This window comes from Marinobacter sp. NP-4(2019), assembly GCF_003994855.1.
Classification (GTDB): Bacteria; Pseudomonadota; Gammaproteobacteria; order Pseudomonadales; family Oleiphilaceae; genus Marinobacter.
On sequence record NZ_CP034142.1, the window covers coordinates 103,599 to 122,548 of the forward strand.

Sequence of the window (18,950 nt, forward strand, 5' to 3'; positions counted from 1 at the left end):
ATCACCAGCCAGAATAACAAGGCGTTAACGGGGGTTTTTCATGAGTGCGGTTGCAGATACCCACGCCCAGGATCATCATCACCACGGCCCTGCCAAAGGCTTCAGCCGGTGGCTGCTGACGACCAACCACAAAGACATCGGGACCATGTACCTGATTTTCAGTTTCACCATGTTCCTGCTTGGTGGAACCATGGCCATGGTGATCCGCGCCGAGCTGTTCCAGCCCGGTTTGCAGATTGTCGAGCCAGAATTCTTCAATCAGATGACCACCATGCACGGCCTGATTATGGTGTTCGGTGCGGTCATGCCAGCCTTTGTGGGACTGGCCAACTGGATGCTGCCGCTGATGATCGGTGCACCCGACATGGCGCTGCCACGGATGAACAACTGGAGCTTCTGGCTGCTGCCCTGCGCTTTCCTGATCCTGGTCTCCACTCTATTCATGGAAGGCGGCGCGCCCAACTTCGGCTGGACCTTCTACGCACCACTGTCGACGACCTATGGGCCGCCCAGTACGACCTTCTTTATCTTCGCGGTCCACATCATGGGGATTTCCTCCATCATGGGCGCGATTAACGTCATTGCCACGATCCTCAACTTGCGGGCACCGGGCATGACCCTGATGAAGATGCCGCTGTTTGTCTGGACCTGGCTGATCACCGCATTCCTGCTGATCGCCGTAATGCCGGTGTTGGCGGGTGTGGTCACCATGATGCTGATGGACATCAACTTCGGCACCAGCTTCTTCGATGCTTCTGGCGGTGGTGATCCGGTGCTGTTCCAGCACGTGTTCTGGTTCTTCGGGCACCCCGAGGTGTACATCATGATCCTGCCGGCGTTCGGGGCGGTCTCCCACATCATTCCGGCCTTTTCCCGCAAACCGTTGTTCGGTTACGCCTCCATGGTCTACGCAGTGGGCGCCATCGCACTGCTGTCGTTCGTGGTCTGGGCTCACCACATGTTCACCGTCGGTATTCCTATCGCCGGTCAGTTGTTCTTTATGTACGCGACCATGCTGATTGCAGTGCCCACCGGGGTGAAGGTGTTCAACTGGGTGGCCACCATGTTCCGCGGCGCCCTCAGTTTCGAGACCCCGATGTTGTTTGCCGTGGCCTTCGTCATCCTGTTCACCATTGGTGGCTTCTCCGGCCTGATGTTGGCCATTGCCCCGGCTGACTTCCAGTACCATGACACCTACTTCGTGGTGGCTCACTTCCACTATGTACTGGTGCCGGGTGCCATCTTTGGTATCTTCGCCTCCGCCTATTTCTGGCTGCCCAAGTGGACCGGCCACATGTACGACGAAACCCTGGGCAAGACCCACTTCTGGCTGTCGTTTATTGGTATGAACCTGGCGTTCTTCCCCATGCACTTCCTAGGGCTGGCGGGCATGCCGCGCCGTATTCCCGACTATGCTCTGCAGTTTGCCGATTTCAACATGGTGTCCAGCATCGGTGCTTTCATGTTTGGCGCCACGCAGCTGCTGTTTCTCCTGATCGTGGTGAAGTGTGTGAAGGGGGGCGAGAAGGCTGCGGCCAAGCCCTGGGATGGTGCGGACGGCCTGGAGTGGACTCTGCCGTCGCCACCGCCTTACCACTCCTTCACGACACCACCGGAAGTGAAGTAGGGCAGAGCCTGTAGGCAATTATCGGATCAGGACAACAACAATCGATAACGGATAAGCCATCGGAGACTGTCATGGCGGAAAACCAGACCTATTACGTGCCCGAACAGAGTAAGTGGCCGATCATTGCAACGGTTGGTCTTGGGGTAACCCTGTACGGTGTTGCCGCGATCATGGTGAATGGCAAACAGGGGGAATCGACCACGTTCTCCTGGATCCTGTTCTTTATCGGTGCCCTGATCATGGCCTACATGCTGTTTGGCTGGTTCGGGAGTGTGATCAAAGAAAGCCGGTCCGGCCTGTACAGTCCGCAAATGGACCGCTCTTTCCGTTGGGGGATGAGCTGGTTCATCTTCTCGGAAGTCATGTTCTTCGCCGCCTTTTTCGGCGCCCTGTTCTACACCCGGGTATTTGCAGTGCCCTGGTTGGGCGGGGAAGGTGACAGGGCCAGCAGTAACATGCTGTGGGAGGGTTTCCAGGCGACGTGGCCGTTGATCAATAACCCGGATCCCCAGGCCTTTCCCGGTCCCAAGGAAGTGATTGGCCCCTGGGGCCTGCCGCTGATCAACACGATCCTGCTGGTTACCTCCTCATTCACGGTTACGGTGGCACACCACGCCCTGAAGGAAGGTCATCGACAGAAGATCAAGATCTGGCTTGGTGCCACCATTGGCCTGGCACTCGTATTCCTGTTCGTTCAGGGTTATGAGTACGCTCACGCCTACGCGGATCTGGACCTCACGCTCCGGTCCGGCATCTATGGCAGTACCTTCTTTATGCTCACCGGTTTCCATGGTGCCCACGTCATACTGGGAACGTTGATGTTGAGCATCATGTTCATCCGGATTCAGAAAGGGCATTTCTCGGCCGAACAGCACTTCGGGTTTGAAGCAGCCTCCTGGTACTGGCACTTCGTCGATGTGGTCTGGCTGTGCCTGTTTGTCTTCGTGTATGTGATCTGAGATGGCATCAGGGAGTCGGGTTCAGCACCAGGCTCCCTTGCCAGAGGGAAATGACAATCACCAGCAGCAGCAACACACTCAGCGCCACTCGCACCGCCAGTGAGTTCACCACCCGGTTGGTTTTGCCGCCGTCCTTGATCAGAAAAAACAGCCCGCTGAAAAGACTACAGATGACAGCCAGCATAAGTATGACAACGACAACTTTCAGCATGGGATTTCCTGTATCTGATGGTATTTATTCTGAGGTCACTATAGCAGAGCATGCCTGATCCGGGGTCGTTCACTCGTCGTCAGTGGCGGTTTGACTGGCGGATACTGCTGTTTGCCGGACTGTTTCTGCCGTTACTGGTCGGCCTGGGTATCTGGCAACTCCAGCGAGCCGAAGAAAAACAGCAGCAGTTGCTGCAGTGGGAGCAGCAGGCGGAGAGTCTGGACTGGTCCCGGCAGGAGGCTCGCGGGTTGAGTAACGGGCGTCCGGTGACGCTGCTGGGCCGGTACAGTGACCTGACCTGGCTGCTGGACAACCGGACACGGGAAGGGATTCCCGGATACGAAGTGCTCACAATGTTCTATCCCGATGAAGGACCCGCAGTGGTTGTTAACCGCGGTTGGATTCAGGCCCCGAGGACCCGTGATCGGCTCCCCGGGGTCGACGCCCCCAGGGGGCTGCTTGAAATCCGCGGGCGTGTGGCGGAGTTTCCCGAGCCTCCGGTCCTGGCTGATAGCGAAGCGCAGGAGGGCGGCTGGCCAAGGCGCGTCCAGGCCCTGCCCCGCTCGCAGGCTGCGGAGCAGGAGCCGGCGCTGGCGTCAAAGGTGGTCAGATTGTCCGGCAGTGAACAGCCCGGCGCGTACCGCGCTGACTGGGAACCCGACCGGATGGGGCCGCAGACTCACTACGGATATGCATTACAGTGGTTTTCACTGGCCATCGCACTGGTTATATTGACGGTGGTAGCGAGTTACCGAAAGACAGGAGCCAATAATGACAACGACAATGGCTAAGCGGGAACCCGATCAGCAATCCGGAGGCCCCACGCCCGAGCAGGTTCGCCGTGGCCGACGCACAGCTCTGCTGCTGTTCGCCATTGGTTTTGGTCCCATGGTGTTTGCCACCATTATGTACTACACCGGTTGGCTCAATCCGGCTGGCCATACCAACAACGGCGAACTGGTGCAGCCCGTATTACCGGTTACTGAACTCCGGCTACAAACCGCTGACGGCCAACCGCTGGCCAGTCGGTTCGGTCCCGAGAGGGCCGATGCCGAATGGATGATGACGGTGGTGGCTGGCAAGTGCACCGAAGATTGCGAAAATCTGTTGTACTTGGCCAGACAGGTCAACATTGCCCTTGGCAAGAACGCCGATCGTTTGTCCAGAGCCGCTTTCATCGCTGATGTGCCGTCCGGGCTGGAAGCACGCTGGGCCGATGAATACAGCGCCGTGGAGCGGCTACAGCGGCAGGGGGACAAGGCCCCGGCCTGGCCGGCCGGCGTCCAACCGGACCGCGAGCCACGAATTCTGCTGGTGGATCCTTTCGGTAACGTGATGATGCATTACGGTAATGAGCATACTGGCAAGGACATGCTCAAGGACCTCAAGCACCTGTTGAAGCTGTCCCAGATTGGTTAATCGGATGTCCGGAGGACGCTGCCCTTGATCCACACCCAGAGCACCCGATCACCGCTCCCCGCATTAAACCGCGCCCGCATCATGGGGCGCTGGTCACTGTTTGCCGCGCTGTTGGCGGTGGTGGTGATCATGCTGGGCGCCTGGACCCGCCTGGTGGATGCCGGTCTTGGTTGCCCGGACTGGCCCGGTTGTTATGGTTTCCTGTCAGTACCCCAGAGTAGTGAGAGTATTGCCATTGCCAATGCCCGTTTTCCGGAGACACCGGTGGACGTGGCCAAGGGCTGGCCGGAGATGATCCACCGCTATGCCGCGGGCACACTGGGCCTGGTGGTGTTCGGGCTGGCGGCCTTTGCCGTTCGCCATCGCCGGGAAGGTCTGCCGGTGAAGCTGCCTCTGTTTATTGCCGGCTTTATTGTCCTTCAGGGGGCGTTCGGCATGTGGACCGTGACCCTGAAACTGTGGCCCCAGGTGGTCGCCCTGCACTTATTGGGGGGCTTCACCACGCTGAGTGCGCTCACCCTGCTGACGCTCCGGTTACGGGCTAGGCACAAGCCGCCGTCCGGCAACCTGTCCATGCCGGAAGTCAGTCGGTTCCGGCCATGGCTCTACGGTGGGCTGGCCCTGGTGATCCTGCAGATCGCCCTGGGTGCCTGGACCGCGTCTAATTATGCAGCGGTTGCGTGTCCCGAACTGCCCACCTGTCAGGGTGAGTGGTGGCCAGCCGATATGGATTTCCGGCACGGTTTCGACATTGCCCAGCACGTCGGTCCAAACTATCTGGGTGGCCAGCTAACTGCGGATGGTCGCGTGGCCATTCACGTTACCCATCGACTGGGAGCGATGATATTGCTGGGGTATTTCGCTGTGCTACTCGCGCTGATGTGGCGGCGAGTCCGTCAGACCGATATAGCCAGGCACGTCCAACTGGTGGTTATTGTGCTGGCCGCCCAGATTACCCTGGGGATTATCAATGTAGCCTTCCATATTCCACTTTCTGTTGCGGTGGCGCATAACGCCATGGGCGCAGGCCTGTTGCTGGCCGTAATCAACCTGCTGTGGCGCCTGCACGAACAACCGCAATCACACTCAGTCAGCAGCCAACACACAACAACAATCAACCGAGAGGTGACGGCATGAGCGAGCATGTGAAAACACTGCCGGCCCGCACTGGGAATCACGCAGAGACACAGGCAGAGGTATCCATTTCCTGGCGGGATTTCCTGGAGCTGACCAAGCCCCGGGTAGTGGCGCTGATGATCCTGACGTCGGTGATTGGCATGTTGCTGGCGGCCCCCGGTGTCCCGGGCTGGGAAGTATTGGTCTACGGCAACCTCGGCATTGCCCTGCTTGCCGGGGCCGCAGCGGTGGTCAACCATGTGGTAGATCAGAAGATCGATACGGTGATGGCCCGCACCCGCAAGCGCCCGGTGGCGACAGGCAAGATCAGTCCGGTGGACGCCATGGTCTTCGCGACGCTGCTGGCCACAGCCGGCATGGGTATCCTGGTGTGGCAGGTCAACGCTCTGACGGCGTGGCTGACCCTGGCCTCGCTGGTGGGGTATGCCGGTGTCTATACCCTGTTCCTCAAGCGGGCTACACCCCAGAACATCGTGATTGGCGGCCTCGCAGGTGCCATGCCCCCACTGCTGGGCTGGACTGCCGTCACCGGTCAGGTGGAGGGCCATGCCCTGCTGCTGGTGCTGATCATCTTCGCCTGGACACCACCGCATTTCTGGGCATTGGCGATCCACCGCAAAGAGGAATACGCCAAGGCCGGTATTCCCATGTTGCCGGTGACCCATGGCAACAAGTACACGGAATTGCACATCGTCCTCTACACGTTAATGTTGCTGGCGGTCAGTCTGTTGCCGTTCGTCACCGGAATGTCCGGTGGTATTTACCTGGTGGGTGCTCTGGCGCTGGGACTGCGTTTCCTGCAGTATTCGGTGCGTTTGCTGAAAGGAGACGATCGCCGCGTTGCCCTCGCTACCTTCAAATATTCCATCACTTATCTGATGGCCCTGTTTGTGGTATTGCTGGTGGACCACTTCGTATTTTTTTGACCAGCTGTTTATGGAGACTGAATGAACCGCTCGATTCGCCTGACCCTCATTATCCTCCTGCTGGTAGTGATATTGATATTCGGTCTTGTGGTCGGGCGACAGCTGTATCTGGCCGGGGACCGGGCGCCTGCACCCGCCCCCGAACTCGCCGAACTCAACACCTACGTCTACGATCAGGGCCGGCCCCTGCCGGAATTCGAGTTGCTTGATGAGAACGGTGACACGGTGACCCGTGAAGACCTGACAGGCCGTTGGACATTCGCCTTCGTGGGCTATACCAGCTGTCCCGACATCTGCCCGGCCGCCATGGCGAACCTGAGGCGCACTGATAACTTGTTGCCGGATGACCTGCCCCAGCCCGGTTACCTGTTGGTCAGTGCAGATCCCGGGCGCGACACGCCGGAACAGTTGAAGCAGTATCTGGACTTTTTCGGCAACAATTTTCATGGACTGACGGGTGATCTGGAGACATTGAGGGCGATTGCCAAAAGCCTCAACGCCGTTTTCGTCCACCGGGAAGTCGACGGTGAACTGCTGGTTGATCACAGCGGCCACTTTGCCTTGCTGAACCCCGACGGTGAGATGATCGCGGTGATCCAGCCACCCCACAAGCCCGAAGCCCTCGCTGAAGCGTTCGAACGGATTTACGAATGGGCCAGTGCGAACCGTGCCCGGGCCAACTGACACCGCCACAGTCCCTCCTGACATCGTGACATTTGTGGCTTAAACTGCCCGCCTTTTTTCAGGGGTTTCTGCCATGCCTGTATCTCGCCAGAGCTGCACTTCGCGTCAGGAGTTATTCGCGGTCCTCGCTGCCGGCGCGGTGGTTCTTCTTGTCGTCCATGGCCTGGGCCGGTTCATCTATACACCCTTGTTACCCTACCTGGTGGCCGATGGTCAGTTTGGCGCCGGAGAAGGCGCTGCTGTCGCGACCTGGAATTACCTTGGCTACTTGATGGGCGCCATGGTGGCGATCCGCTGGCATCGCATTGACCAGATCCGCACCCTGCTTCCGGTGTCGCTGGCAATTCATGTTGCCACAACCCTGGTGGTGACCCAGACCGACCAGCTGACGGTTATCTCCGGTGCCCGCTGGCTGAACGGCGTGGCCAACGGCATTGTCTTCGTGCAGGCACCGGCGCTGATCCTGGAATGGCTGGTGTTGCGCAATCGCGCATCCATGAGCGGACTGGTCTACATCGGGGTCGGTCTGGGCCTGTTGCTGTCCAGTGGCCTGGTCACCGGGAGTGCCGACTGGCTCGAGGGCGCCGAGCGCTGGTGGCCCGCCGCTCTGATATCCATCCCCCTTGCCTGGTGGGGCGCGGCACGTCTGATGAAGCTGGACGTACCGATTCGCCAGCAGGAACACAATAACGCTCACGCAGTCGCCACCAGCCCTTTGTTTGACCGTGCCAGCATTCCATTGTTTCTATCCTACGCCGGTGCCGGTCTTGGCTACATCCTGCCAATGACCTTCCTTCCGTTACTGGCCAAAGTTGAGTTGTCCGCCGGCCACTGGTTGCTGAATGGCACCTGGCTGATCGTCGCGCTGGCCACTATCCCCGGGCCCTGGATCTGGAACAGACTGGGCGCCACCTTGGGCGACCTGTCAGCGCTGAAACTCAACTTCCTGATCCAACTGGTCGGTGTTCTGGCGGCTGTCGTCCTGCCCAGCGAGATCGGCCTGATCCTATGCGCCGCCCTGGTCGGCGGCACCTTCCTTGGCACCGTACTGCTGACCCAGCGCATCGGCCGCGCCCTCCATCCCCACCAGGGTCCCCGACTTTCCGCGGCCATGGTGGCACTCTATGGCTTCACCCAGATGGTCGGCCCCTGGCTGACCAAGCAGTGGCTGGATGGCGGTGGCACCCTGGTCAGTGCGTTTGGTATTGGCGTGGCGGCTCTGGCGTTTGGGCTGGTTTTTGTGTTTTTTGTGCCTCGGTCGGAGTAGGTTTTTTCAGGACTGTTGGTTGTGGGGGATTGAGCGGGGTGGAGGGGGTATTTTTCCTTGGAAATGGAACTCGCTGCGCTCAGACACCCATGTTCCGGCGGAAAAATACCCCCTCCACCCCGCTCTAGCTGACCAAAACGATATCGCTGGTTAAAGACAAAGCAAAAAGATTGTTCGGGGCACTTTGCTTGCTGGTAGATACCGTTGTCGGATTACGCTTCGCTCATTGTGCCGTTCACCGGTAAATCCGACAACCGAGGTCCAAAAAACCTTTCGGTCAAACCCAGGCCCAACCATGGTATGTTGAAACGACAACTGGAATAACGGTTGGGTATGGGGGTGGTTTCTATTTTTGAGCGGACAAAGGTGTCTGAGCGCAGCGAGTTCTTTTCCGTTCAAAAATAGAAACCACCCCCGTGCCCTCCCCCAAACATCACAGTCCTGAACCAAGCGCAACCATGCTCCCGATAGACCAAATCCTCCCAGAGCTGACCGAAACCCTGGCGAACTCCACCACCGCCCTGTTGCAGGCCCCACCGGGTGCGGGCAAAACCACCCGCGTGCCCCTGGCCCTGCTGGAAGCCCCGTGGCGGGAGGACCGCAGGATCCTGATGCTGGAACCAAGGCGGCTGGCGGCACGGTCGGCGGCACGGTTCATGGCTGGCCTGCTCGGGGAAAAACCGGGGCAGACCGTTGGGTATCGCACGCGGCTGGATACCCGGGTGTCGGCTCAAACCCGCATTGAGGTCGTGACCGAGGGCATCCTGACCCGGCTGATCCAGAACGACCCGATGCTGGAGGGCTACGCCGCTGTGTTGTTCGATGAATTCCATGAACGGTCCCTGCAGGCGGATCTGGGACTGGCGCTGGTGCGGGAGTCCCAGCAGGCGTTGCGGGAGGACCTGCGGGTGCTGGTGATGTCAGCGACGCTGGATACCGCGCCCATTGCCCGGGTCCTGGAGGATGTGCCGGTGATCACCAGCGAGGGGCGGGCATTCGACGTTGATGTGCTGTATCGACCGTTGCCACGGAACGGACGGATCGCCGATCAGGTCACCGCCGTTATCCATGAAGCCCTGCGGGATCAGAACGGATCGCTACTGGTGTTTCTGCCCGGTGCTGGGGAGATCCGGCGCGTGGAGCAGCAGTTGCGGGGGCAAGTGCCGGAGAATGTGGTGATCGCCCCGCTGTATGGCAACCTCAAATCCGAAGAGCAGGACCGTGCGATTGCGCCGGCTGCGGAAGGTCAACGCAAAGTGGTGCTGGCCACGGCCATTGCCGAGACCAGCCTGACCATCGACGGTATTCGGGTGGTGATTGACTGTGGTCAGCAGAGACGGGCCGTGTTCGACCCGAACAGCGGCATGACCCGGCTGGTAACCGGACGGGTATCAAAGGCGTCCGCCGAACAGCGCAAGGGGCGTGCCGGACGGCTGGAGCCAGGGGTGTGTTACCGGCTGTGGAGTGAATCCGAACAATTTGGTCTGGCGGATTTCACGCCGCCGGAAATACAGGAAGCGGACCTGGCACCTCTGGTACTGGAACTGGCCCAGTGGGGCGCGCGCTCGCCGGAACAGCTGGAGTGGATCGACCACCCGCCCGGGGCGCACTGGCAGCAGGCGGTGGAACTGCTGCAATGGCTGGATATGCTGGATGACGCCGGCGCCATTACCGGGCATGGCAAGGCCGCCCGGGACATGGGGATTCATCCGCGGCTGGCCCACATGATCCTTCGCGGTCGCCAGATCGGCCATGGCTACCTCGCGGCGGAACTGGCGGCGTTGCTGGAAGAGCGGGACTTGGCTGGACGGTCGGCGGGGGCGGACATGCAGGAACGGGTCCGAATACTTCGGGGCCAGGGGCCCGGCCATGGTGTTGACGTTGCCAGAGTGAAAGCCATTGGCAAGTCGGTGTCGCGGCTGGCCGGTGATCTGGCCCGGCCGCGCCAGTTACCCGCCGATGACGAGGTGGGTCGCCTGCTGGCCCTGGCCTACCCGGACCGGGTGGCCCGTAAACGGCGTGGCGATGCTCCGCGTTATCAGCTCAGCAATGGCCGTGGTGCTGCCCTCCGGGACGATGATCCGCTGGCCCGTCATCCGTGGCTGGCCACCGCAGAGCTGGATGGCAAGGCCAGGGAAGCCACCATCTACCTGGCCGCGCCGGTTGACCCTGCAATGTTGGAGCAGGACCTGGCCAGCCACATCCACGAACGGGAGGAGGCGGTCTGGGACGACAGCCGGGGCACCGTGGTGGCGCGCCGTGTCAGAATGCTGGGGCAACTGGTACTGGAAGAAACGGCCTTGCCGGCGCCCTCCCCGGAACTGGTGCAACAGGGCCTGCTGGCAGCGGTGCGTAAAAAGGGACTGCAAAGCCTGCACTGGACGCCGGCGGCGGAACAGTGGCGCGCCCGGGTCGCCCTGCTGGGCCGTTGTTTTCCCGGCGACTGGCCCGATGTCAGCGAGCGCTGGCTGCTGGATAACCTGGAAATCTGGCTTGCGCCATTCCTGGCGGGGATGAGCCGTTGGCGTGATCTGGAGAAGCTTGATCTGAAGCAGGCCCTCGCCAGCCTGCTGGAGTATCCGCAACAGCAGGCACTGGAGGAACTGACACCAACGCGCCTGACCATCCCCACCGGCCAGTCGGTGACGCTAGATTACACGACGGAAAACGGGCCAGTGCTGGCGGCCAAACTGCAGGCCCTGTTCGGGTGGACGGAGACCCCCCGAGTGGCTGGCGGCCGGGTCCCCGTTGTTATCCACCTGCTTTCCCCGGCCCAGCGCCCCCTGGCGGTCACCGCGGATCTGGCCAGTTTCTGGCAGAACGCCTATCCGGAGGTTCGCAAGGACATGCGTGGACGCTACCCCAAGCACCCATGGCCGGAAGACCCGCTTATTGCCGAGGCGAGTCAGGGAACGAAAAAACGCCCTGCTCGCTGACCCTGCCGGTGATCAGGGCCTCGGGGATCGTCTCGAAATAGATATTCCGGGGCGTAATCCAGTCACCTTCTGGCGCGTGCAACTCGCTGGCCGGCATCTCCTCCAGGGTAACGTTATCGCTGGTTTGATCGCTGTGCCGGAAACTGTCCCCCAGTACCCAGAAAGGTTTGTTGTGGGAGCGGGCGGCAAGGGCGAGCAGGCGGGTCCCGCTCTTGTTGATGAAATGTCCATCCGCCAGCCAGGTATCGCAACCGGTGATCACCACATCCGCCTGTGGGACAAACAAGGCCATCTGGGCATCGGTTATCAGTGTAACCGGCACATCCATCTCGTTCAGGGCGCGAGCCAACCGATGCCCCTCCAGGCCGGGGTTGCTCTGGGTACAGATGACGGAAAATGAGCGTTGTTCGCGGACCAGCAAACGAAACAGTCCCAGCACCATTGAACTGGCGCTGTGGGTCATGATGACCGCATCGGTCGGGATCAGGTGACGGGCATGTTGCGCTATAGCCTGGCTGGCAGTTTCCAGTTCCCGGATCACCTGATGTACTGCAATCCATGGTGTGTCCCCGTCGGCCAACCGCGAAGCCACTCTCGCCATGGCATTGCCAATCACAATCATGCTGGGGCGGGCGTTGCGGAGTTCGTCGAGCAAAGGGAGCAGGTCGGCAGGGGCGGGATCGGCCTCCCGCACAAACGCGGCCAGATCTTTCAGCGTCGCCAGAGCCAGCGCGGTGGCTCCAGACTGGTAATCCTCCCGGAGCCTTTTCAGTAGCTCCCTGGTGCTGTCTTCAAAACCGGGCATGGCTGCTGCTACCCCTTACCTTTGCAATTCAAGGGTAGCAGCGGAAGAGCCGGTTGTCCGCGAGCCCGCCAAAAACAGCTTGCCAACCCCCGGGGGCTGTATAAAATGCGAGCAACTCAGCCGCGTCCCCACCCTCAATGAAACTGGTTTCCTTTGATATTTTCCGAACCCTGGGCTTTCCCAACACTACCGTTCTCAAGCCGGAGCAGTTCCTGCACCACAAGGAACTTCTGAAAGAAGCGGACTGGGTGCTGTTTCCGGAGTACTGGCAGCTCAATGCCCTGGTATACGGCCTCAAGTGCCGGGTGTTTCCGAGCATTGCCAGCTATCGTATCGGCCACGACAAAGTGGAAATGACCCGGGCCTTCCAGGCCGTTGCGCCGCAACACACCCCCTGGACCATGATTGAAGCCAACGGCCCCCGCGAGCGGGAGCTGGTCTGGGAGACCATGGTGCATCCGTTTGTGGCGAAACTGCCGAAGGCCAGCATGGGCGAAGGAGTCTGGCTGATTGAGACTCGGGAAGACTGGCGCCGCTACTGTGAACGCACCGATGTGCTGTATGCCCAGGAATACCTGCCGCTGGACCGGGATGCGCGGGTGGTGGTTGTCGGCGACCGTGTTTTGACTGCCTATTGGCGAACCCAGGCGGATCAGGGTTTTTACAACAACGTTGCCAGGGGCGGTCGTATCGACACCAGCCCGGTGCCGTCGGTGATGACGGACCTGGCGTTACGTCTGGCGAAGGATCTGGAGGTGGACCACGCAGGTTTCGACATCGCCCTGGTGGAAGGCTATCCCTATGTCCTCGAGTTCAACCGGTTGTTTGGCAACCAGGGTCTGGGTCAGGGCAGCGAGTTGCAGCAAGCCATACTCGACTATTTGCACTGTCAGACCGAGCCGAAAGATCCCGATGGTCCAACGGATCCGACACCGCTCTGGCCAGTGGCAGTCTAGCGGCATACAAGTCTGGGGCCGGCGGTCCGGTTATGGGTAGATATGCTGATATCCGGCTTAGGGAAAAAGCCCGATGATCGCGCCAATCCCGGGGGGCTGCAGCCAGGCTGTAGCGCCCCTTTTTTATGCCTGTTTGCCCGCTGGAGGGAAACACCATCCATGACCGAGTCCGCCAACGCCCACATTGCTGATTACTACGATGCCGAGACCTTTGCCCGTATCAAGGCCTTTTCCGATACCAGGGAAACCCCGTGTGTGGTGATCGATACCGCCACCATTGACCGTCAGTACGACGAACTGGTGGAAGGTTTCCCATACGCCAAAGTTTACTATGCGGTTAAGGCCAACCCGGCCCCGCAGATCTTGACCATGCTGCGTGACAAGGGGGCTTGCTTTGATATTGCGTCGGTCTATGAGCTGGACAAGGTCATGGCGCTGGGTGTGACCGGTGAGCGTATCAGCTATGGCAACACCATCAAGAAGGCTCGGGACATCCGCACCTTCTTCGAGAAGGGCGTTCGCCTGTTCGCTACCGATTCCGAGGCGGACCTGCGCAACATCGCCAAGGCAGCGCCGGGCTCGAAGGTGTATGTGCGCATTCTGACCGAAGGCACTCTGACGGCGGACTGGCCCCTGTCCCGCAAGTTCGGTTGCCAGACCGACATGGCCATGGACCTGCTGATCCTGGCCCGCGACCTGGGCCTGGTGCCCTACGGCGTGTCTTTCCACGTGGGTTCCCAGCAACGGGAGATCGGCGCATGGGATGCGGCCCTGGGTAAGGTCAAGGTGATTTTCGAGCGCCTGAAGGAAGAAGACGGCATCGAACTGAAGATGATCAACATGGGCGGTGGTTTCCCGGCCAACTACATCACCCGTACCAACGAGCTGAAAGTATATGCGGAAGAAATCGCCCGTTTTCTCCATGAAGACTTTGGTGACGACCTGCCGGAGATCATTATTGAGCCGGGCCGTTCGCTGATTTCCAATGCCGGTGTGCTGGTCAGTGAAGTCGTGCTGATTTCCCGTAAATCACGGACCGCCCTGCACCGCTGGGTGTATACGGATGTGGGTAAGTTTTCGGGACTGATCGAGACCCTCGACGAGTCCATCAAGTTCCCGATCTGGACCGAAAAATCCGGTGAAGGCGAAGACTGTGTCATCGCCGGCCCGACCTGCGACAGTGCGGATATCATGTATGAGCATCACAAGTATCCGCTGCCTTTGAATCTGGCTATTGGCGACCGGATGTACTGGCTCTCTACCGGTGCGTATACGACGACCTACAGCGCTGTGGAGTTCAATGGTTTCCCTCCGCTGAAGGACTATTACATCTAGTTGGGAGTCGGGCCGCGGGGCGGGGTGTCTTTTCCTCTGGGAAAAATAACTCGCTTTGCTCAGACATCTTTTTCCCGGCGGGAAAGACACCCCGCCCCACGGCCTTTCGGCCAATGGTGGGGGCGTCGTTTTGTAAGGGTCAGCTTTCGGGCTGGCCCTTTTGTTTTTTCAGATCCAGAGTGAAGGCCAGGGGCAGGACCAGCAGGCTGTAGGTGATCATCACCATCAGCGCGTGGCGGACGTCGCCGGTCCAGTCGGCCAGGACGCCGCCGAGCATGGGTATGGAGAAGGCCAGGGTGTAACCCACCAGGAAGGTGCCGGCGGAAAGCCGCCCGGTTTCTTCGGAAGGCATGACCAGCGGCGGCACGGCAACCAGCAGGATCAGCAGGATGCCGGCGGTGAAGCTCATCAGGGTGGCGCTGGCGATGGTCCACCAGCCGCTGAACGCTATGGTGCCCACGGTGCCGATGATGCTGATGGCGGCCATGATGATGATCAACGAACGGCGTCCTACCCAGTACTTTGCCATTTTCAGCATGACCAATGAAGCGAATACCTGGGCGATGTTGTACCAGAACAGGGCTTCGGAGAGCTTTTCGAAGTGTCCCTGCTGCTCCAGCAGGTTACCCATATAGGCATTCAGTCCGAAGAACAGGGAGCCGGAGAGTCCCAGCAGCAGGCCGACCCTGAGGGTGAGCGGGTTGCTCCAGTCCGGCAACCAGGCCATTTTGCGAACGGGGCGGGCGCGGTCCCGCCTGGGCAGGAACAAGGCAGCGGCGACCAGTAGAGCCGGCAGCGACCAGGCCAGCATGGTGGCGCGCCAGCTGTTGTCGAGGATCGGCATCAGCACCGGCAAGGTAATGCCGGCGCCAATAAATTCGCCCATCAGCATGCCGTTCATGTAGATGGCGGAGCCCAGGGCCAGGTGGTGAGGTTCCAGCCAGCGTGGCAGCAGGGCGGGCAGGGCCGGTTGCATCATGGCGACGCCAAGGCCCATGACTGCGCTGGCAATCATCAGCGTGAAGGTGTCCGGCACCAGGCCACGCCCGGCGGAACCGATGACCATGATCAGCATGGCCAGCGCCAGGGTGTTGCGCGGGCCGATGCGGGCGATGGCCAGGGAGCCGGGCATGGAGCCGATAGCCAGCATCAGGATCGGTAAGGTGGTCAGGGCACCGGTCAGTGCCTGGGACAGGGCCAGCTCGTCACCGATGAAGGGCGCCAGTGGTGGTGCGACGAGTATCGGTATGCGCAGGTAGACACCGGCGAGCCAAAGCAACACCGCCACCGGAAGCAGCTTTGCCTGCGGTGGCGGTGTGGTGGTGCCTGAGAGTTCAGCCACGGTGGCGGGGCTTAAATATCGCTGGTATCCAGGGTGTAAGCACCGTCTTCGTCATGGACTTCGCGACCGGTAACGGGCGGGTTGAAGGCGCAGATCAGGCGCATGTCTTCGGTGCCGCCACGGAGGGTATGAGGGTCGTTCTTGTCCAGCGCGTACAGGGTCCCGTCGGAAATCTCGTGGGTTTCGCCGGTCTCCTTGTCGGTAATGGTGCCGTTACCGGCAACGCAGTACACCGCTTCAAGGTGGTTCTTGTACCAGAGATTCAGTTCGGCTCCGGCAGGGATAATGGTCTCGTGGAACGAAAATCCCATGCCGTCCTTCTTGAGCAGCATGCGGCGACTCGTCCAGCCCGGCCCGGTCACTTCCCGCTCGGTGCCGATAATGTCCTCAACTCGTACAATTTTCATACTTATCCCTCATTTTTTGATGGAGCAGTCTTTTAGTATACACATCCCGGTCAGGTCCGGTTCAACCTCCAATCGTCGTAAACCGTCATCGCCTGCTCTATGGCGGCGGCAAATGTAACCCGCTGACGGTCGTCGGGTGTTTTGCGTTTACGGCACCGGTCGAAGGCCTTCTGGATGTCCTGGCGGCTTTTCCGGTCCAGGTTTTCCAGCCAGTGACTATCGGCTGGTGCCAGGTCAAGCTGATCGCGGCCGGCATGGTTGCGGTGGCTGATATGCCACCAGTGATCCACGGCACGCCCCAATACAACATAGCCGAACTGGCTGTCCTGTACAGGGCCGAAGGTGGCGGTTTTCAGCCCGTCCCGGAGGGCACCGATTTTCAGCGCCGGCAGTGCCAGCCGATCGCCATAGAAATAACTGCCGGCGGCGCCCAGAATCCCGCCCACCAGGGCACCGGTGCCCAGCGATGAACCAAAGGTCAGCGCGTCGATGCCGGCACCACCAACGGCGCCCGCACCAAAGCCCGCGGTGGCCAGGTAACGCCGGCTGACAGCCCAGGCACGACGGCTGTCTTCACTGAACAGGTCGTGGTCGCTGTGCCATTCCAGTTCTGCCTCCTGACGCTGAATCCGTTTGTGCTGGTACAGGTGTTCAACGGAGACCCGCAGGGTCTGTTCACGTCGACGCTGGTGCTGGTACCAACTGCGCCTGAGCGTTTCCGCCAGGGCCTGTTCGCTGGTCTCCGTGGCCTGATTGGTCGTCAGGGTGCGTTTTTCCTGATACGACATCATGTCTTCCAGGGCTTTGGCAATCAGCCGGGCGGCCTGGATTTTCCGCTGCCTGCGCTGGTCTGCGAGAAAACCGGTGGCCTGCTCCAGGGGCGACTCCCAGGTGGGCTCCAGTTGGCCGAATGCCCGCAACAGGCTGAGATGTTGGTCAAAATGCGCGCGAACAGCGTCAAACTTGCGGACAACCTGAAAGAACTGGCCAAGTGCCGCCTGCCAGGCACTGCTGTAATCGTCCGGGCCAATGCTGTTAATCAAGGCCAGGCTGGGGCGACCGGTCCAGCGCAGGATGGTCATTTCCGCTTCGTGTTCCGCACTGTAGGGCACCGAACCGTCGACCACGTAGATGATACCGGCGCCCTCGACCAGTGGTGTCAGCAGTTCGCACTCGTCCGTGAAGCGGGGGTCGTCCCGGTGTTGGGTTACGAAAGCGGCGACGGTTTCAGCCCGGTCCGAGGCGGACATGCTATGGGCGTCCAGCCATTCCAGGACCCGCCGAGGACGCTGGAACCCCGGGGTATCCACCAGCGTGTAGAGGGTTCTGCCGTCCACGGTTAACGGATAGGCCTGACGCTGGCGGGTGGTGCCTGGCTCCAGGGCAATGGCGATGGCGTCGTTCTGGGACAGGGTCGCCACCACGCTGGACTTGCCTTTGTTGGGGTGGCCGACCACCGCAAAAACCGGGGCGTTATCCATGGCTACTGCTCCCTCTGGTGATACGGATTCTGCGGTAACAACGGTGGAAGGCTGACGCAGGCGAAGTCGGTGCCCAATCGTTCGGTGAATCGTAGCCATTGCTGTAACTGGTGCGCGGGCGGCTCGTCCAGCCCGGAGGTGGTCAGCGGAACCACCGCCACATGGCTGGCGCGGGGCCATTGTTCGCGGGCGTGCTGGAGAAAGTCCTGCAGCTCGCCGGTGGGCGGCTCCCAGCCGCGGGTAACCACGATGACAGCGGGCCGGGTGATATGCGCAAGGTGATCGGCGGCTTTCGCCAGGGTGATCGTGTCATCCTGGAGCGAGGCCCGGCCACCGGCCCGGAGCACCAGGGTGTCGGGTCCATTGAGGGCATCCGGAAGCTCCGGTTCTCCGGCGCCGGCCCAGCAGATAACGGTGTCACTTTCGGGGAGCGGCTTCAGCTGACTGTTTGTTGAGGTGTCCGGCTGATGCTCGGCATCGTTATGGGCGTTGCCGGTTTCCAGTGCCGGTGTTTCCATCCGGTACTGCCATGCGGTCAGCCCGGGGTGCCGTTTAAGCAGCCGGCTGGCCCTGAATCGCAGGTGGCCATCGGCGATGATCGCCAGTACCAGTCGCGGCAGCAGGACATAGAATGCCCACACCATGGCGACGAACGGCCACCAGTCACCCAGTCGTGCCGGATTGAGGGTGATAGCGCCTGCCTGGGCACGGAAGAAGCGGGTGGTCTCCACCAGACTGGCGTCGGGCACCGCGGTGGGCCAGAGCCAATGCCAGGGGGCAGAAATGGCCTGTACAAGGCCGAGGAACCGGTGGCTGTCGGTATTGAGCGTGGTGCTCCAGCCAAACGCCAGGTCTTGAACCACCACCATCACCAGCAATGTCAGCAAACCGCAGGTACCGAATGCCAGGCCTCCAACATGGGCAGCCCGCGCCATGAGTTGTGGTTGAAGCTTACGCAGCACCGCATTCGATCTCTGGTCGGAAAACCGGGTCAGCAGGGGACGCCAGGGCTGCCATCCGGCAAAGGCCTGGAGTGTGGTCACACCTGCCAGCAGAAGCTGGAGAAAGGCAACGGCCAGGATTACGGTGACATTTATGCGCTGCCCGCCCTCATAGAACAACAGACCGAGCATGGTAACAACGCCAAAGGCAGAGCCAGCCAGGATAAAGCCCATCATGATATGTCGCCAGGTTCCGAGGGCCGCGTCGGCGCTGGATTTACCTGCCTGCCCGCTTAAACGGGCCAGATGAGCCAGCCAGTGTCGTGGGGATGGTGTAATACCGCGCTTGTGGCAATCCATGGCGTATTTCCGATCTCGACGGTGCAGAAAAGTCGGAGGCTGCTCACGGTCACGGCGTACTTGATCGTCAAATTCCAGCAGCAGGCGGATGGCGGTATCGGTCATTCAACGTCCCGGTGGCAAGTTCGGTAGGGCATCCCTTTGAATGTTAGGATAT

The 18,950-nt window shown here is 60.6% G+C and carries 17 protein-coding genes; 11 read left to right on the plus strand and 6 right to left on the minus strand.

The annotated features are described in order from the left end of the window. Positions 1 to 40: 40 nt before the first annotated feature. Together ctaD and EHN06_RS00425 are read left to right on the plus strand one after the other, a co-directional pair. Positions 41 to 1,627 carry a cytochrome c oxidase subunit I gene (gene ctaD, locus EHN06_RS00420; protein WP_127329160.1) on the plus strand — a complete coding sequence of 529 codons (1,587 nt, stop codon included), beginning with the start codon at positions 41 to 43 and terminating at the stop codon, positions 1,625 to 1,627. A 71-nt stretch (positions 1,628 to 1,698) separates the two neighbouring features. Beyond that, complete coding sequence (locus EHN06_RS00425) at positions 1,699 to 2,586, plus strand: cytochrome c oxidase subunit 3 (RefSeq protein WP_127329162.1); 888 nt, start codon at positions 1,699 to 1,701, stop codon at positions 2,584 to 2,586. 7 nt (positions 2,587 to 2,593) lie between these two features. Here the strand turns inward: EHN06_RS00425 and EHN06_RS00430 are convergent, their stop codons facing one another. Beyond that, on the minus strand, positions 2,594 to 2,797 hold the full coding sequence (locus tag EHN06_RS00430; protein ID WP_127329164.1) for a twin transmembrane helix small protein: 204 nt from the start codon (positions 2,795 to 2,797) through the stop codon (positions 2,594 to 2,596). 50 nt (positions 2,798 to 2,847) lie between these two features. On the opposite strand from EHN06_RS00430, the gene EHN06_RS00435 reads away from it, so the two are divergent. The 7 genes from EHN06_RS00435 to hrpB all read left to right on the plus strand — a co-directional run bounded on the left by EHN06_RS00435 (position 2,848) and on the right by hrpB (position 11,166). Next, complete coding sequence (locus EHN06_RS00435) at positions 2,848 to 3,588, plus strand: SURF1 family protein (protein ID WP_127329166.1); 741 nt, start codon at positions 2,848 to 2,850, stop codon at positions 3,586 to 3,588. After that, on the plus strand, positions 3,569 to 4,216 hold the full coding sequence (locus EHN06_RS00440; protein ID WP_228257368.1) for a hypothetical protein: 648 nt from the start codon (positions 3,569 to 3,571) through the stop codon (positions 4,214 to 4,216). The genes EHN06_RS00435 and EHN06_RS00440 overlap by 20 nt, the downstream gene beginning before the upstream one ends. Before the next feature lie 81 nt (positions 4,217 to 4,297). Further along, positions 4,298 to 5,353 carry a COX15/CtaA family protein gene (locus EHN06_RS00445; protein ID WP_127334288.1) on the plus strand — a complete coding sequence of 352 codons (1,056 nt, stop codon included), beginning with the start codon at positions 4,298 to 4,300 and terminating at the stop codon, positions 5,351 to 5,353. Further along, positions 5,350 to 6,279: a heme o synthase gene (gene cyoE, locus EHN06_RS00450; protein WP_127329168.1), complete on the plus strand. Its 930-nt coding sequence runs from the start codon at positions 5,350 to 5,352 to the stop codon at positions 6,277 to 6,279. The genes EHN06_RS00445 and cyoE overlap by 4 nt, the downstream gene beginning before the upstream one ends. Positions 6,280 to 6,300: 21 nt before the next feature. Then, positions 6,301 to 6,963 (plus strand): SCO family protein, encoded by a 663-nt coding sequence (locus EHN06_RS00455; protein WP_127329170.1) that lies wholly within the window; start codon positions 6,301 to 6,303, stop codon positions 6,961 to 6,963. Between the two features lie 73 nt (positions 6,964 to 7,036). Further along, positions 7,037 to 8,230, plus strand: coding sequence for a YbfB/YjiJ family MFS transporter (locus tag EHN06_RS00460; protein WP_127329172.1), 1,194 nt, complete (start codon positions 7,037 to 7,039; stop codon positions 8,228 to 8,230). Positions 8,231 to 8,688: 458 nt separating this feature from the next. Further along, complete coding sequence (hrpB, locus tag EHN06_RS00465; RefSeq protein ID WP_127329174.1) at positions 8,689 to 11,166, plus strand: ATP-dependent helicase HrpB; 2,478 nt, start codon at positions 8,689 to 8,691, stop codon at positions 11,164 to 11,166. Here hrpB and EHN06_RS00470 read toward each other — a convergent pair. Beyond that, positions 11,120 to 11,971, minus strand: coding sequence for a translation initiation factor eIF-2B (locus tag EHN06_RS00470; protein ID WP_127329176.1), 852 nt, complete (start codon positions 11,969 to 11,971; stop codon positions 11,120 to 11,122). The genes hrpB and EHN06_RS00470 overlap by 47 nt on opposite strands. Before the next feature lie 137 nt (positions 11,972 to 12,108). On the opposite strand from EHN06_RS00470, the gene EHN06_RS00475 reads away from it, so the two are divergent. Together EHN06_RS00475 and EHN06_RS00480 are read left to right on the plus strand one after the other, a co-directional pair. Continuing rightward, positions 12,109 to 12,927 carry an ATP-grasp domain-containing protein gene (locus EHN06_RS00475; RefSeq protein WP_127329178.1) on the plus strand — a complete coding sequence of 273 codons (819 nt, stop codon included), beginning with the start codon at positions 12,109 to 12,111 and terminating at the stop codon, positions 12,925 to 12,927. 159 nt (positions 12,928 to 13,086) lie between these two features. Then, a complete protein-coding gene (locus EHN06_RS00480) occupies positions 13,087 to 14,262 on the plus strand; it encodes a type III PLP-dependent enzyme (protein WP_127329180.1) in 1,176 nt (391 codons plus the stop codon). 139 nt (positions 14,263 to 14,401) lie between these two features. Here the strand turns inward: EHN06_RS00480 and EHN06_RS00485 are convergent, their stop codons facing one another. The 4 genes from EHN06_RS00485 to EHN06_RS00500 are packed head-to-tail and all read right to left on the minus strand — an operon-like array spanning position 14,402 to position 18,898. Next, entirely contained in the window at positions 14,402 to 15,604 is a 1,203-nt protein-coding gene (locus EHN06_RS00485) for a CynX/NimT family MFS transporter (protein WP_127329182.1), read from the minus strand. A gap of 11 nt (positions 15,605 to 15,615) precedes the next feature. Continuing rightward, the gene (locus EHN06_RS00490) at positions 15,616 to 16,011 is read right to left on the minus strand and encodes an ectoine synthase (RefSeq protein ID WP_127329184.1); all 396 of its coding nucleotides are present in this window, start codon (positions 16,009 to 16,011) and stop codon (positions 15,616 to 15,618) included. 50 nt (positions 16,012 to 16,061) lie between these two features. Beyond that, the gene (locus EHN06_RS00495) at positions 16,062 to 17,492 is read right to left on the minus strand and encodes a GTPase/DUF3482 domain-containing protein (protein WP_127329186.1); all 1,431 of its coding nucleotides are present in this window, start codon (positions 17,490 to 17,492) and stop codon (positions 16,062 to 16,064) included. A gap of 2 nt (positions 17,493 to 17,494) precedes the next feature. Then, positions 17,495 to 18,898, minus strand: a complete 1,404-nt coding sequence (locus tag EHN06_RS00500; RefSeq protein ID WP_127329188.1) for a DUF2868 domain-containing protein — start codon at positions 18,896 to 18,898, stop codon at positions 17,495 to 17,497. Positions 18,899 to 18,950 lie beyond the last annotated feature (52 nt).